The following is a 14,633-nucleotide window of genomic DNA, read 5'->3' on the forward strand; positions in this document are numbered from 1 at the left end:
GTCTTGCCATGGTCAACGTGACCAATCGTGCCAATGTTCACATGAGGCTTAGTGCGCTCGAATTTACCTTTTGCCATGTGATCTCTCCATTCCTGCCAGCCCATGCGGGCCTTGAATTAAGTTACTGATGCAACTCGTTTCGAGTTACGCGTATTTCTTCTGGACTTCCTGGGCGACTGCGGTCGGGACCGGCTCGTAGTGGTCGAACTGCATCGTGTAAGCCGCGCGGCCCTGGCTCATCGAGCGAAGGTTGTCTACGTATTTGAACATGTTGGCGAGCGGCACCATCGCGTTGATGACCACAGCCACGCCACGGGCTTCCTGGCCCTGGATCTGGCCGCGACGGCCGTTCAGGTCGCCGATAACGCTGCCGACGTAATCTTCCGGCGTCACCACTTCGACCTTCATGATCGGCTCGAGCAACTGCACGCCAAGCTTGGGCGCTGCTTCACGGAAGCAGGCGCGGCCGGCGATTTCGAAGGCCAGAACCGAAGAGTCCACGTCGTGGTAGGCGCCATCGATCAGCGTCGCCTTGACGCCGATCATCGGGAAGCCGGCGAACGGGCCCGAGGTCATGACGCTGTTGATGCCCTTTTCGACGCCAGGGATGTATTCCTTCGGCACAGCGCCGCCGACGATCTTGGTTTCGAACTCGAATTCGCTGCTTTCCGGATTCGGCTCGAACAGGATCTTGACGCGGGCGAACTGGCCGGTACCGCCGGTCTGCTTCTTGTGCGTGTAGTCCTGCTCGTGCTTGCGGGTGATCGTCTCGCGGTAGGCCACCTGCGGCGCGCCGACATTGGCCTCGACCTTGAACTCGCGACGCATGCGGTCGACGATGATATCGAGGTGAAGTTCGCCCATGCCGGAGATGATCGTCTGACCGCTTTCCTCGTCGGTCTTGACGCGGAAGGACGGATCCTCGGCGGCCAGGCGGTGAAGGGCGAGGCCCATCTTTTCCTGGTCGTTCTTGGTCTTCGGCTCGATGGCGATCTGGATGACCGGATCGGGGAATTCCATGCGCTCGAGGATGACCGGATGCAGCGGATCACTGAGCGTGTCGCCGGTGGTGGTGTCCTTGAGACCAGCGAGGGCGACGATGTCGCCGGCAAACGCCTCTTCGACGTCGGCGCGCGAATTCGCATGCATCTGCAGCATGCGGCCGATGCGCTCTTTCTTGCCCTTCACGGTGTTGTCGACCGAGATGCCCTTGGTGAGCTTGCCCGAATAGATGCGGGCAAAGGTGAGCGAACCGACGAACGGGTCGTTCATGATCTTGAAGGCAAGCATCGACAGCGGCTCGTTGTCGTCGGCATGACGCTCGATCTCGGCGTCGGTCTTAGCGTCGACGCCCTTGATGGCCGGGACATCGGCCGGCGACGGCAGATATTCGACGACGGCGTCGAGCAGCGGCTGCACGCCCTTGTTCTTGAAGGCCGAGCCGCAGAACATCGGATAGAACTTCACAGCGATCGTGCCCTTGCGGATGAGCGCACGGATCTCGTCGTTGCTCGGCATCTTGCCTTCGAGGTAATTCTCGAGCGCCGTTTCGTCCATTTCGACGGCGGCCTCGATCATCTTCTCGCGGTATTCTTCGGCACGAGCCTTGAGGTCGGCAGGGATCTCGACGATGTCCCAGGCAGCGCCCAGCGTCTCGTCGCGCCAGACCAGCGCGTTCATCTCGACGAGGTCGACGACACCCTTGAACTCGGTCTCGGCGCCGATCGGCAGCTGCATTACGACGGCATGCGCACCGAGGCGCGAACCGATCATCTCGACCGAGCGGTAGAAGTCGGCGCCGATCTTGTCCATCTTATTGCAGAAAATCATGCGCGGCACGCGATACTTGTCAGCCTGGCGCCAGACGGTCTCCGTCTGCGGCTCGACACCGGCATTGGCATCGAGCAGCGCGATGGCGCCGTCGAGCACGCGCAGCGAACGCTCGACCTCGATGGTGAAGTCGACGTGGCCGGGGGTGTCGATGATGTTGAAGCGATACATCTTGCCGTCGCGACCCTTCCAGAAGGTCGTGGTGGCGGCCGACGTGATGGTGATGCCGCGCTCCTGCTCCTGCTCCATCCAGTCCATGGTGGCAGCGCCGTCGTGGACTTCGCCGATCTTGTGCGACTTGCCCGTGTAATAGAGGACGCGCTCGGTGGTCGTCGTCTTGCCGGCGTCGATATGCGCCATGATACCGAAATTGCGGTAGTCTTCGATTTTATATTCGCGGGCCATGGGAGGTGCCTCTTCAGTCTCGTTCGCGCTTTACCAGCGGTAGTGCGCGAAAGCGCGGTTGGCTTCTGCCATCTTGTGGGTGTCTTCACGCTTCTTGACGGCGGTGCCGCGGTTGTTGGCCGCGTCCATCAGCTCACCGGAGAGGCGGTCGACCATGGTGGTCTCGTTGCGGTTGCGGGCGGCGGCGATCAGCCAGCGGATGGCCAATGCCTGACGGCGCTCGGGGCGCACGTCGACCGGAACCTGGTAGGTGGCGCCGCCGACGCGGCGCGAACGTACTTCCACATGCGGCGCGACATTGTCGAGCGCCTGATGGAAGACGGTGACCGGCTCCTGCTTGGTCTTGGACTGGACCTGGTCGAGCGCGCCGTAGACGATGGTCTCGGCAACCGACTTCTTGCCGTCATACATGACGGCATTCATGAACTTGGTGACGATCAGATCGCCGAACTTCGGGTCCGGATTGATCTCACGCTTTTCTGCACTGTGACGACGGGACATTTTTTCTCTGCCTCAATTCTACGCGGTGGCCTGGATCCCGGATCGTCGCTTGACGCCGCCCGGAACGACCTTGGCTACGCTTCGGTCACTTCGGACGCTTGGCGCCATATTTCGAACGGCGCTGCTTGCGGTTCTTCACGCCTTGCGTGTCGAGCACGCCGCGGATGATGTGGTAACGGACGCCCGGAAGATCCTTGACGCGACCGCCGCGGATCATCACCACCGAGTGCTCCTGAAGGTTATGGCCTTCGCCGGGGATGTAACCGATCACTTCAAAACCATTGGTCAGGCGGATCTTGGCCACCTTGCGCAGCGCCGAGTTCGGCTTCTTCGGCGTCGTGGTATAGACGCGCGTGCAGACGCCCCGCTTCTGCGGGTTCTGCTGCATGGCCGGGACCTTGTTGCGCTTCACCGGCGCAATGCGCGGCTTGCGGATCAGCTGGTTGACGGTAGGCATTAAACCCTCTTGTCTCTCAATTCCGTGTCTTGCCCGGTCAGGGCCGCTCAAAGCGTCATTTCCATACGCAAATTCGGGCCACAAACCGCGCCTCGCGGTCTTGCCCGAACAAATGGCAGAGGAAGCGGAAGCCGCTTCATGCACGCCGGAAATGTCTTTTCGCTCGTAAAACGAACCCTGTTTGAGGCAAACTCCAAAGCGTGTCGCTTCGGAAGCGAGAGCCTCACATCGGTTCTGACTGGGCGGCTTCTACTCGTATGGCCACTGTCCGTCAACCCCGGAGCGGCAAATATTGCGCTGAACCCGCGGCGTGGCAGCCATGCGAAAAACGCATGTAATTTTCTTGCGCCGTTTTTCAAGAGGAAGGCAGAAAGTGACCGACTTTCGACTGTTTCCGGGCCGTGCTTCGTGCGAAAAGGCGGCATGAACAGCCAAAATCCCCTCGCCAGGAGGTACGAACCCGTGAATGACAATGAGGAGCGCCCGGTCACCATTATTACCGGCCGGGTGTGGAAGCGCAAAGGCGGCAAGCCGGAAGGCGTGCATGTGATGCTGGTCGCGCCGGACGACGATTCGGCGGTGCGCAGCGCTCTCGAATCGCTTGCCGCGGAAGGTTATGCCGAGGCCGAGCTCGATCAGATCGGCGATCTGGACGGCGTGCCCGACGAGGAGCCGCATCTGTCCGCCTATCAGGGCGCGCTCGAAGGCGAAGTATCGATCGTGACATTCGATGTGCCGATTTGAAGAGATCTGAATCGCGGTCGATCTCGCGGGCCGGCGATAGAAGCCCGGCGACTTGCCCGGCATAAGTTCTCTGCTAAGAAGCGACCTCTGGCACACTCAACCTGCGGAGTTCCCATGTCCTCTAATCCCATCAAGCTCGGCATCGTCGGCGTGGGAAAGATCGTCCGCGACCAGCACCTGCCGGCCTTGGCGAAGGACCGGGATTATCGCCTGGTCGCCGCAGCGAGCCGCCATGGCAAAGTCGAAGACATCCCGAATTTCCCGACCATCGAGGCGATGCTTGACGCGGTGCCGGAGCTCGAGGCGGTGTCGCTGTGCATGCCGCCGCAGTTTCGCTATGACGCAGCGCGCACGGCGCTGGTGGCGAAAAAGCATGTCTTCCTGGAAAAGCCGCCCGGCGCCACGGTCAGCGAGGTCGAAGACCTGAAGGCGCTGGCGGGAGCGAACGGCGTCTGCCTGTTCGCCAGCTGGCATTCACGCTATGCGCCGGCCGTCGAAGCAGCGCGTGCATTCCTCGGTTCGACTACGATCAGGTCGGCCGCCATCAACTGGAAGGAAGACGTGCGCCGCTGGCATCCGAACCAGGAATGGATCTGGGCCCCCGGCGGCTTTGGCGTCTTCGATCCCGGCATCAACGCGCTGTCGATCGCCACCCACATCCTGCCGCCGATGTTCATCGGCTCGGCAGAGCTCGATTTCCCCGAAAACCGCGCGGCCCCAATCGCCGCCCATATCGCCTTCCGCACTTCGAACGGTCTGCCGGTTACGATGGAACTCGACTGGCGCCAGACCGGCCCGCAAAGCTGGGACATCCTGGCCGATACCGAGGCCGGATCCATGGTACTTTCTGGCGGCGGTTCGAAACTCGCCATCGATGGCCGCGTCGTTCACGAGGAGCCGGAAGCGGAATACCCGATGCTCTACAAGCGCTTTGCCGACATCGTGCGCGCGGGCACCTCCGACGTCGATCTCGCGCCCCTCCAGCACGTCGCCGATGCCTTCATGCTTGGCAAGCGCAACGTGGTGGAAGCGTTTTTCGACTGAGCCGCGGGCGCCGGCCGGATCGCCGGTCCAGCCACTCGCCGCGCAGATTCACTTGACGATCGCTATGGCAAAGCCGTCATAGCCTTTGGCGCCAACGGTCTGGATCGCGGTGCCTTCCAGACGCTTGTCGCTGCCGATGAACGAGAACGCCGCGCGCGCACCTTCGACATTGGCGTCGCGACCATCTTCATTCACCACCGCGCCGTCACGAATGACGTTGTCGCAGACGATGACGGTCCCCGGTCTCGAAAGACGCATCGCCCAAGACAGATAGTGCGGGTTGTTCGGCTTGTCGGCGTCGATGAAGACGAAGTCGAACGGGCCGGCATTCTCTGCCTCCAGCGCCGCAAGCGATTGAAGCGCCGGTCCGACCCGCAGTTCTACCCGGTCCGACACCCCTGCCCGTTCAAAGTTCGACCGCGCGACACTGGCGTGGTGCGGCTCAAGCTCGAGCGTCACGACCTTGCCGTCCACGGGCAATGCTCGCGCCATCCAGATTGTCGAGTAGCCGCCCAGCGTGCCGATCTCGAGCACCTTCTTGGTTCCCCGCATTCGCGCAAGAAGTGACAGCAGCTTGCCTTGGGCCGGCGAAACATCGATTGCCGGCAGGCCCTGATCATGGTTAGTCGCCAGAACGGCATCGAGGGTGGGATCCGCCTCGAAAAGAGCCCCGACAATGTAATCGTCGACCGAAGCCCAGGTCTTCCTGCTGCTCATCGTTTCTCCTCCGATCCGATTGAGGAACCAAAATACGAAAAGGGGCCACTTCGGCCCCTTTTCTATCTTCTCTTCTTTGCGCGCTTACTGCGCGGCGGAAGCCATGTCGGTCAGCATCGGCTCCGCGACCTCGACGCCGGACGCCTTGCGGCGCTCGTCGATGATCAACTCGTCACGCGAGGTGGCGATGCGTCGGATCTGGCTCATCGTACCGCCGGTGCCTGCCGGGATCAGCCGGCCGACGATGACGTTTTCCTTCAGCCCCTGCAGCATGTCGGTCTTGCCGGCAACCGCAGCTTCGGTCAGCACCCTCGTCGTCTCCTGGAAGGAGGCGGCGGAGATGAAGGACGGCGTCTGCAGCGAGGCCTTGGTGATGCCGAGCAGCACCGGCTGGCCTTCGGCCGGCTTCTTGCCTTCCTCGACCAGGCGCTCGTTGACCTCTTCCAGTTCGATCACGTCGACGTGGTCGCCCGGAATGTAGGTCGAATCGCCCTGCGTGGTGATCTCGACCTTCTGCAGCATCTGGCGAACGATCACCTCGATGTGCTTGTCGTTTATCGACACGCCCTGCAGGCGGTAGACCTCCTGGATCTCATTGACGAGGTAGGAGGCAAGCGCTTCCACGCCCTTGATCGCCAGGATGTCGTGCGGCGCCGGATTGCCGTCGAGGATGTAGTCGCCCTTCTCAATGACGTCGCCGTCCTGGAGATGGAACGGCTTGCCCTTCGGGATCAGGTATTCGACCGGCTCAAGCGCCGAGTCATGCGGCTCGATGATGATACGGCGCTTGTTCTTGTAGTCGCGGCCGAAGCGGATCGTGCCATCGATCTCGGCGATGATGGCGTGATCCTTCGGACGGCGTGCCTCGAACAGTTCGGCCACACGCGGCAGACCGCCGGTGATGTCCTTGGTCTTGGCGCTTTCCATCGGAATACGCGCCAGCACGTCGCCGGGGCGAACCTGTGCACCCGGCTCGACCGAAAGAATGGCCTCGACCGAGAGCAGGAAGCGGGCGTCGCCGCCCTTCGACAGCTTGCCGACCTTGCCCTTGGCATCCTGGACGACGATCGCCGGCTTGAGATCGTTGCCGCGTGGCGTCGAACGCCAGTCGATGACCTCGCGCTTGGTGATGCCGGTAGATTCGTCGGCGGTTTCCTGAACGGAAATGCCATCGACCAGATCCTCGAATGCCACCCTGCCCTCGATTTCGGTGAGGATTGGGCGGGTATAAGGATCCCACTCGGCGATACGCTGGCCGCGCTTCACCTTGTCGCCGTCGTCGACGAAGATGCGCGAACCGTAGGTGACGCGGTGCGTGGCGCGTTCCTTGCCGGCCTCGTCGAGGATCAACACCGCCATGTTGCGGCCCATGACCATCAGCTGGCCGTCGGAGTTGCGCACCACGTTGCGGTTGCGGATTTCGACCTTACCCTCATAGGAGGCTTCAAGGAAGGAGGAATCCACCACCTGCGCCGTGCCGCCCATGTGGAAGGTACGCATGGTGAGCTGGGTGCCCGGCTCGCCGATCGACTGCGCCGCGATGACGCCGACAGCCTCGCCCTGGTTGACGGGAGTGCCGCGGGCCAGATCGCGTCCGTAGCAGACCGCGCAGACGCCGACCCTGACCTCGCAGGTTAGTGCCGAACGGATGCGGACCGACTGCACGCCGGCCTTTTCGATCTGTTCCACGTCACGCTCGTCCATCAGCGTTCCGGCCTTGACCAGAACCTCGCCGGTGACCGGGTGGGTGATGTCGTCGAGCGAGGTGCGGCCGAGAACGCGCTGGCCAACCGAGGCGACGACCTGACCGGCATCGACGATCGGCTGCATGGTGAGGCCCTTGTCGGTGCCGCAGTCGAGCGAATTGACGATGCAGTCCTGCGCCACGTCGACAAGACGACGCGTCAGATAACCCGAGTTCGCCGTCTTCAAGGCGGTGTCGGCCAGACCCTTGCGGGCGCCGTGGGTCGAGTTGAAGTACTCGAGCACGGTGAGGCCTTCCTTGAAGTTCGAGATGATCGGCGTCTCGATGATTTCACCGCTAGGCTTGGCCATCAGGCCGCGCATACCGGCGAGCTGGCGCATCTGGGTGGGCGAGCCGCGCGCACCGGAGTGCGACATCATGTAGATCGAGTTCATCGGCTTCTGACGGCCGTTATCCTCGAACTCGACCGCCTTGATGCGGGCCATCATTTCGTCGGCGACCTTTTCCGAGCACTTGGCCCAGGCGTCGACGACCTTGTTGTACTTCTCACCCTGCGTGATCAGGCCGTCATTGTACTGCTGCTCGTACTCCTTGGCCAAAGCCTCGGTGTCGGACACCAGCTTGATCTTGGCATCCGGGATCAGCATGTCGTCCTTGCCGAACGAAATGCCGGCGCGGCAGGCGTGGCTGAAGCCGAGAGCCATGATGCGATCGCAGAAAATAACCGTCTCCTTCTGACCGCAATGGCGGTAGACGGTGTCGATCATCTTGGAGATGTTCTTCTTGGTCATCTCCTGGTTGGCGGTCTCGTACGGCACATTGTGGTTCTTCGGCAGAAGCTCGCCGATGATCATGCGGCCAGGCGTGGTGTCGTAGATCTTCGACACGACCTTGCCGTCGGCGTCGACCGTGCGGAAGCGCCCCTTGATCTTGGCATGCAGCGTCACCGCCTTGGTCTCGAGCGCGTGCTGGAGCTCGCCCATGTCGGCAAAGACCATGCCCTCGCCCGGCTCGTTCTGGTTGACGATCGAGAGATAGTAGAGGCCGAGAACCATGTCCTGCGACGGCACGATGATCGGTGCACCGGAAGCCGGGTGCAGGATGTTGTTGGTCGACATCATCAACACGCGGGCTTCGAGCTGCGCTTCCAGCGACAGCGGCACGTGGACCGCCATCTGGTCACCGTCGAAGTCGGCGTTGAAGGCCGTGCAGACCAGCGGATGAAGCTGGATCGCCTTGCCTTCGATCAGGATCGGCTCGAACGCCTGGATGCCGAGGCGGTGCAGCGTCGGTGCGCGGTTCAAAAGCACCGGATGCTCGCGGATGACCTCGTCGAGGATATCCCAGACCTCCGGACGCTCCTTCTCGACCAGCTTCTTCGCCTGCTTGACGGTCGAGGAGTAACCCTTGGCGTCGAGACGGGCGTAGATGAAGGGCTTGAACAGTTCGAGCGCCATCTTCTTCGGCAGGCCGCACTGGTGCAGCTTGAGCTCCGGACCGGTGACGATGACCGAGCGGCCGGAATAGTCGACGCGCTTGCCGAGCAGGTTCTGGCGGAACCGGCCCTGCTTGCCCTTCAGCATGTCGGACAGCGACTTCAACGGACGCTTGTTGGCACCGGTGATGACGCGGCCGCGACGGCCGTTGTCGAACAGCGCATCGACGGCTTCCTGCAGCATGCGCTTTTCATTGCGCACGATGATGCCGGGCGCGCGCAGCTCGATCAGCCGCTTCAAGCGGTTATTGCGGTTGATGACGCGGCGATAAAGGTCGTTCAGATCGGACGTGGCGAAACGGCCGCCGTCCAGCGGGACAAGCGGACGCAGGTCCGGCGGGATCACCGGAACCACCTTCATGATCATCCATTCCGGACGGTTGCCGGATTCCATGAAGTTCTCGACGACCTTGAGCCGCTTCAGGTACTTCTTCTGCTTGAGCTCGGAAGTGGTCGAAGCCAGTTCCGAACGCAGATCGCCGGCGATCTTCTCGAGGTCCATGCCGGCCAGAAGGTCGTGGATCGCCTCGGCGCCGATCATGGCGGTGAACGAATCCTCGCCATACTCGTCGACGGCCATCATGTACTCTTCCTCGCTGAGCAGCTGGTGCTCCTTCAGCGCGGTAAGGCCGGGTTCGGTGACGATGTAGTTCTCGAAGTAGAGGACCCGCTCAATGTCCTTCAGCGTCATGTCGAGCAGCGTGCCGATGCGCGACGGCAGCGACTTCAGGAACCAGATGTGGGCGACCGGTGCCGCCAGCTCGATGTGGCCCATGCGCTCGCGGCGGACGCGCGACAGCGTGACTTCGACGCCGCACTTCTCGCAGATGACGCCCTTGTACTTCATGCGCTTGTACTTGCCGCACAGGCACTCATAGTCCTTGATCGGACCAAAAATGCGCGCGCAGAACAGGCCGTCACGCTCCGGCTTGAAGGTGCGGTAGTTGATGGTCTCCGGCTTCTTGATCTCGCCAAACGACCAGGACAGAATCTTCTCAGGGCTGGCAAGCGAGATCCGGATGGAATCGAACACCTGCGCGGGCGCCTGGGGATTGAAGAGATTCATGACCTCTTGGTTCATGCCGTTCTCCTTTTCGGGGTCATCGAAAACCCCTTGCATCTAGCGCGGGCCAAACGCCCGCCGACTTGATCGGCCATTGGCCGAAGAATTTGGGTGCGCCCAGTCGCGAGAGCCCTCTCCCGCGACCGGACGTCTTGCTTACTCGGCCGCGTCGGGCAGCCGGATCGGGGTCTCGTCGAGCTTGGTGTTCTCCAGCTCGACATTGAGGCCGAGAGACCGCATTTCCTTGACCAGAACGTTGAAGCTCTCGGGGATGCCGGCCTCGAAGGTGTCGTCGCCTCTGACGATCGCCTCGTAGACCTTGGTACGGCCGGCAACGTCGTCCGACTTCACCGTCAGCATCTCCTGCAGCGTGTAGGCGGCACCGTACGCTTCGAGCGCCCAGACCTCCATCTCGCCGAAGCGCTGGCCACCGAACTGCGCCTTGCCACCCAGCGGCTGCTGGGTAACGAGCGAGTACGGACCAATCGAACGCGCGTGGATCTTGTCGTCCACAAGGTGGTGAAGCTTGAGCATATATATATAGCCCATCGTCACTTTGCGATCGAACGGCTCGCCGGTGCGTCCGTCATAGAGCTGCGACTGACCGCTCGTGTGCAGGCCCGCCTGCTCCAGCATGATGTTGATGTCGGCCTCGTGCGCGCCGTCGAACACCGGTGTGGCGATTGAGACGCCGCGGCGCATCTGCTCGCCAAGGCGAACGATGCTGTCGTCGTCGTATTCGCGGACCGGCTCGTTGCGGTCGTTGGCCGGCATGAAGCTCTCGAGCGTCTTGCGCAGCGGCTTGATATCGCCCGCCGTCTTGTACGCGTCGATCAGATCGCCGATCTTCCTGCCCATTCCGGCGCAGGCCCAGCCCAGATGCGTTTCCAGGATCTGGCCGACATTCATGCGCGACGGCACACCCAACGGGTTGAGCACGATATCGGCATGCGTGCCGTCCTCGAGGAAAGGCATGTCCTCGACCGGAACGATCCGCGACACGACACCCTTGTTGCCGTGCCGGCCGGCCATCTTGTCGCCGGGCTGCATCTTGCGCTTCACGGCCACAAAGACCTTGACCATCTTCATGACGCCCGGAGGCATCTCGTCGCCGCGCTGCACCTTCTCGACCTTGTCCATGAAGCGCTGCTCGAGCGCCTTCTTGGAATCGTCGTACTGGCCACGCAGGGCTTCCAGTTCGCTCTGGAGCTTTTCGTTCTCCACGGCGAACTGCCACCACTGCGAACGCGGATACTCGTCGAGCGTGTCTTTCGACAGCTTCGAGCCCTTCTTGAAGCCCTTCGGCCCGGCAATCGCCTCCTTGCCGACGAGAACGTCGGAAAGACGCGAGTAGACGTTACGGTCAAGGATCGCCTGCTCGTCGTCACGGTCCTTGGCGAGGCGTTCGATCTCCTCGCGCTCGATTGCCATGGCGCGCTCATCCTTCTCTACGCCGTGGCGGTTGAAGACGCGCACTTCGACGACGGTGCCGAAGGTTCCCGGAGGCATGCGCATGGAAGTGTCGCGCACGTCCGAGGCCTTTTCACCGAAGATGGCGCGCAGCAGCTTTTCTTCCGGCGTCATCGGGCTTTCGCCCTTCGGCGTGATCTTGCCGACAAGGATATCGCCCGGCTGCACTTCCGCACCGATATAGACGATGCCGGCCTCATCAAGGTTCTTCAGCGCTTCTTCCGAGACGTTCGGGATGTCGCGCGTGATCTCCTCCGGCCCAAGCTTGGTGTCGCGGGCCATGACTTCGAACTCCTCGATGTGGATCGAGGTGAAGACGTCGTCGGCGACGATGCGCTCGGACAAGAGGATGGAATCCTCGTAGTTGTAGCCGTTCCACGGCATGAACGCGACCAGCACGTTGCGGCCGAGGGCCAGATCGCCGAGCTCGGTCGACGGGCCGTCGGCAATGATGTCGCCCTTGTTGACCCGGTCGCCCATGCGCACCAGCGGACGCTGATTGATGCAGGTGTTCTGGTTCGAACGCTGGAACTTCATCAGCCGGTAGATATCGACGCCGGACTTGCCGGGATCGAGATCTTCCGTGGCGCGGATGACGATACGCGTCGCGTCCACCTGGTCGACGATGCCGCCGCGGCGGGCGCCGATGGCGGCGCCTGAGTCACGGGCGACGATCGGCTCCATGCCGGTGCCGACGAACGGCGCTTCGGCGCGCACCAGCGGCACGGCCTGACGTTGCATGTTCGAGCCCATCAGCGCGCGGTTGGCGTCGTCGTTCTCGAGGAACGGGATCAGGGCCGCGGCCACCGACACCATCTGCTTCGGCGACACGTCCATCAGATCGACGTTTTCGCGCGGCGCCATCATCACTTCGCCGGCGTTGCGGCAAATGACGAATTCGTCGACGAAATGACCATTCTTGTCGAGCTCGGCATTGGCCTGCGCGACGTGGTGCTTGGCCTCTTCCATAGCCGAGAGGTAGACGACCTCATTGGTCAGCTTGCCATTGACGATCTTGCGGTACGGGCTCTCGATGAAGCCGTATTTGTTGACGCGCGCGAAGGTCGCCAGCGAGTTGATCAGGCCGATATTCGGGCCTTCCGGCGTCTCGATCGGGCAGATGCGGCCGTAATGCGTCGGGTGCACGTCGCGCACTTCGAAACCGGCTCGCTCGCGGGTCAGACCGCCCGGCCCAAGCGCCGACAGACGGCGCTTGTGGGTGATCTCCGACAGCGGGTTGGTCTGATCCATGAACTGCGACAGCTGCGAGGAACCGAAGAACTCGCGCACGGCGGCAGCCGCCGGCTTGGCGTTGATCAGGTCCTGCGGCATCACCGTGTCGATCTCGATCGAGGACATGCGTTCCTTGATCGCGCGCTCCATGCGCAGCAGCCCAACGCGGTACTGGTTCTCCATCAGCTCGCCAACCGAGCGCACGCGGCGGTTGCCGAGATTGTCGATATCGTCGATTTCGCCCTTGCCGTCGCGCAGTTCGACCAGGGTCTTGACGACGGCCAGGATGTCGTCCTTGCGCAGCACGCGCACGGTATCCTCGGCTTTCAGCTCCAGGCGCATATTCATCTTGACGCGGCCGACTGCCGACAGATCATAGCGCTCGCTGTCGAAAAACAGCGAGTTGAACATGGCTTCAGCGGTTTCCAGCGTCGGCGGCTCGCCGGGGCGCATGACGCGGTAGATGTCGAACAGGGCGTCCTGGCGGCTCTCGTTCTTGTCGACGTTGAGCGTGTTGCGGATATAGGCGCCGACATTGACGTGGTCGATGTCGAGAACTTTGATCTCGTCCTCGCCGGTGCCGAGCAGCACTTTCAGCGTCTTTTCGTCGATCTCGTCGCCGGCTTCGAGGAAGATCTCGCCGGTCGCGTAGTTGACGATGTCCTCGGCAAGATAGTTGCCGAGCAGATCCTCGTCGGTCGCCTTGATCGCCTTGAGACCCTTTTCGCCAAGCGCCCTGGCCTGGCGGGCGGTGATCTTCTTGCCGGCCTCGACGACGACTTCGCCGGTGTCGGCATCGACCAGGTCGCCAACGGCCTTGAGGCCGCGGAAACGCTCGACGTTGAACGGGATGCGCCAATGGTCGCCGGCGCGCTTGTAGGTGATCTTGTTGTAGAAGGTCGACAGGATCTCTTCGCCGTCCATGCCGAGCGCCATCAGCAGCGACGTCACCGGAATCTTGCGGCGGCGGTCGATGCGTGCATGCACGACGTCCTTGCTGTCGAACTCAATGTCGAGCCACGAGCCGCGATAGGGAATGACGCGCGCGGCAAACAGAAGCTTGCCGGACGAGTGCGACTTGCCCTTGTCATGGTCGAAGAAGACGCCCGGCGAACGGTGCATCTGCGAGACGATGACGCGCTCGGTACCATTGACGATGAAGGTGCCGTTCAATGTCATGAGCGGCATGTCGCCCATGTAGACGTCCTGCTCCTTGATGTCCTTGATCGACTTGGCGCCGGTATCCTCGTCGATATCGAACACGATGAGGCGCAGCGTCACCTTGAGCGGCGCCGCATAGGTCAGGTCGCGCTGACGGCATTCGTCAACGTCGAATTTCGGTCCTTCGAACTCGTATTTCACGAATTCCAGCATCGAGGAGCCGGAAAAATCGGAAATCGGGAAGACCGACTTGAAAACTGCCTGCAGCCCCTCGTCGGGACGCCCTCCCTTGGGCTCCTCCACCATCAGGAACTGGTCATAGGATGCCTTCTGAACCTCGATCAGGTTCGGCATCTCCGCAACTTCCGGGATCTTTCCGAAAAACTTGCGTACGCGTCTGCGGCCATTGAAAGTCTGGGTCTGGGCCATCGTCGCTCCTTAGCTCAATTCTCGGGACGAGCCTCGCCGCGGCTCGCCTTGCATCTCGGGCCACCTTGGCGGCCCTGTCTTGTTGCCCGCCGCCTGTCGGCGGCTTCTTGTCTTTTCACCCGCCGCCACTTGGCGGTGGGCCAGAAACGGGAGAAAACCCGTTTCCTGAAGGCCGGTTTGCGGCCCTCAGGAAAGAGGTTTTCGCACTCTTCGCGCTACGAACCTCCCTCCTTGCGAAGGGAGTGGCGGGGGGGGCGCCGCCCCCCCCCCCCCCCCCAAAAAAAAAAAAAAAAAAAAAATAAAGCCGCGGGGGGGCGCAGGGGGGTGGAAATTTTGGCGGCGGGCGAGGGAAAACCGGGAAATTCACCGCTCGGAGCCG

At 62.1% G+C, this 14,633-nt stretch carries 8 protein-coding genes and 1 pseudogene; 2 read left to right on the top strand and 7 right to left on the bottom strand.

Translation table 11 applies throughout. The features are described 5' to 3' along the window. The 4 genes and pseudogenes from AC0L2P_RS30950 to rpsL form a co-directional block, all read right to left on the bottom strand. Window positions 1-77, bottom strand: a pseudogene (locus tag AC0L2P_RS30950) (GTP-binding protein); the annotation flags it as partial. Between the two features lie 67 nt (window positions 78-144). Further along, on the bottom strand, window positions 145-2,235 hold the full coding sequence (gene fusA, locus AC0L2P_RS30955) for an elongation factor G (RefSeq protein ID WP_254817148.1): 2,091 nt from the start codon (window positions 2,233-2,235) through the stop codon (window positions 145-147). Between the two features lie 30 nt (window positions 2,236-2,265). Then, window positions 2,266-2,736 (bottom strand): 30S ribosomal protein S7, encoded by a 471-nt coding sequence (gene rpsG, locus AC0L2P_RS30960; RefSeq protein WP_008875664.1) that lies wholly within the window; start codon window positions 2,734-2,736, stop codon window positions 2,266-2,268. A gap of 85 nt (window positions 2,737-2,821) precedes the next feature. Further along, complete coding sequence (rpsL, locus tag AC0L2P_RS30965) at window positions 2,822-3,193, bottom strand: 30S ribosomal protein S12 (protein ID WP_006333356.1); 372 nt, start codon at window positions 3,191-3,193, stop codon at window positions 2,822-2,824. Between the two features lie 462 nt (window positions 3,194-3,655). Here rpsL and AC0L2P_RS30970 point away from each other — a divergent pair, with 462 nt between their 5' ends. Together AC0L2P_RS30970 and AC0L2P_RS30975 are read left to right on the top strand one after the other, a co-directional pair. Beyond that, on the top strand, window positions 3,656-3,937 hold the full coding sequence (locus AC0L2P_RS30970) for a transcriptional regulator (RefSeq protein ID WP_473506963.1): 282 nt from the start codon (window positions 3,656-3,658) through the stop codon (window positions 3,935-3,937). A 114-nt stretch (window positions 3,938-4,051) separates the two neighbouring features. After that, complete coding sequence (locus AC0L2P_RS30975) at window positions 4,052-4,981, top strand: Gfo/Idh/MocA family protein (protein ID WP_473506944.1); 930 nt, start codon at window positions 4,052-4,054, stop codon at window positions 4,979-4,981. Between the two features lie 48 nt (window positions 4,982-5,029). Here the strand turns inward: AC0L2P_RS30975 and AC0L2P_RS30980 are convergent, their stop codons facing one another. The 3 genes from AC0L2P_RS30980 to rpoB form a co-directional block, all read right to left on the bottom strand. Continuing rightward, on the bottom strand, window positions 5,030-5,698 hold the full coding sequence (locus tag AC0L2P_RS30980; RefSeq protein ID WP_473506946.1) for an O-methyltransferase: 669 nt from the start codon (window positions 5,696-5,698) through the stop codon (window positions 5,030-5,032). Window positions 5,699-5,782: 84 nt separating this feature from the next. Continuing rightward, window positions 5,783-9,979: a DNA-directed RNA polymerase subunit beta' gene (gene rpoC / locus AC0L2P_RS30985; protein ID WP_473506948.1), complete on the bottom strand. Its 4,197-nt coding sequence runs from the start codon at window positions 9,977-9,979 to the stop codon at window positions 5,783-5,785. Window positions 9,980-10,117: 138 nt separating this feature from the next. After that, entirely contained in the window at window positions 10,118-14,254 is a 4,137-nt protein-coding gene (gene rpoB / locus AC0L2P_RS30990) for a DNA-directed RNA polymerase subunit beta (protein ID WP_473506950.1), read from the bottom strand. Window positions 14,255-14,633 lie beyond the last annotated feature (379 nt).

The sequence above is a fragment of the Mesorhizobium sp. WSM4836 genome (assembly GCF_055811815.1).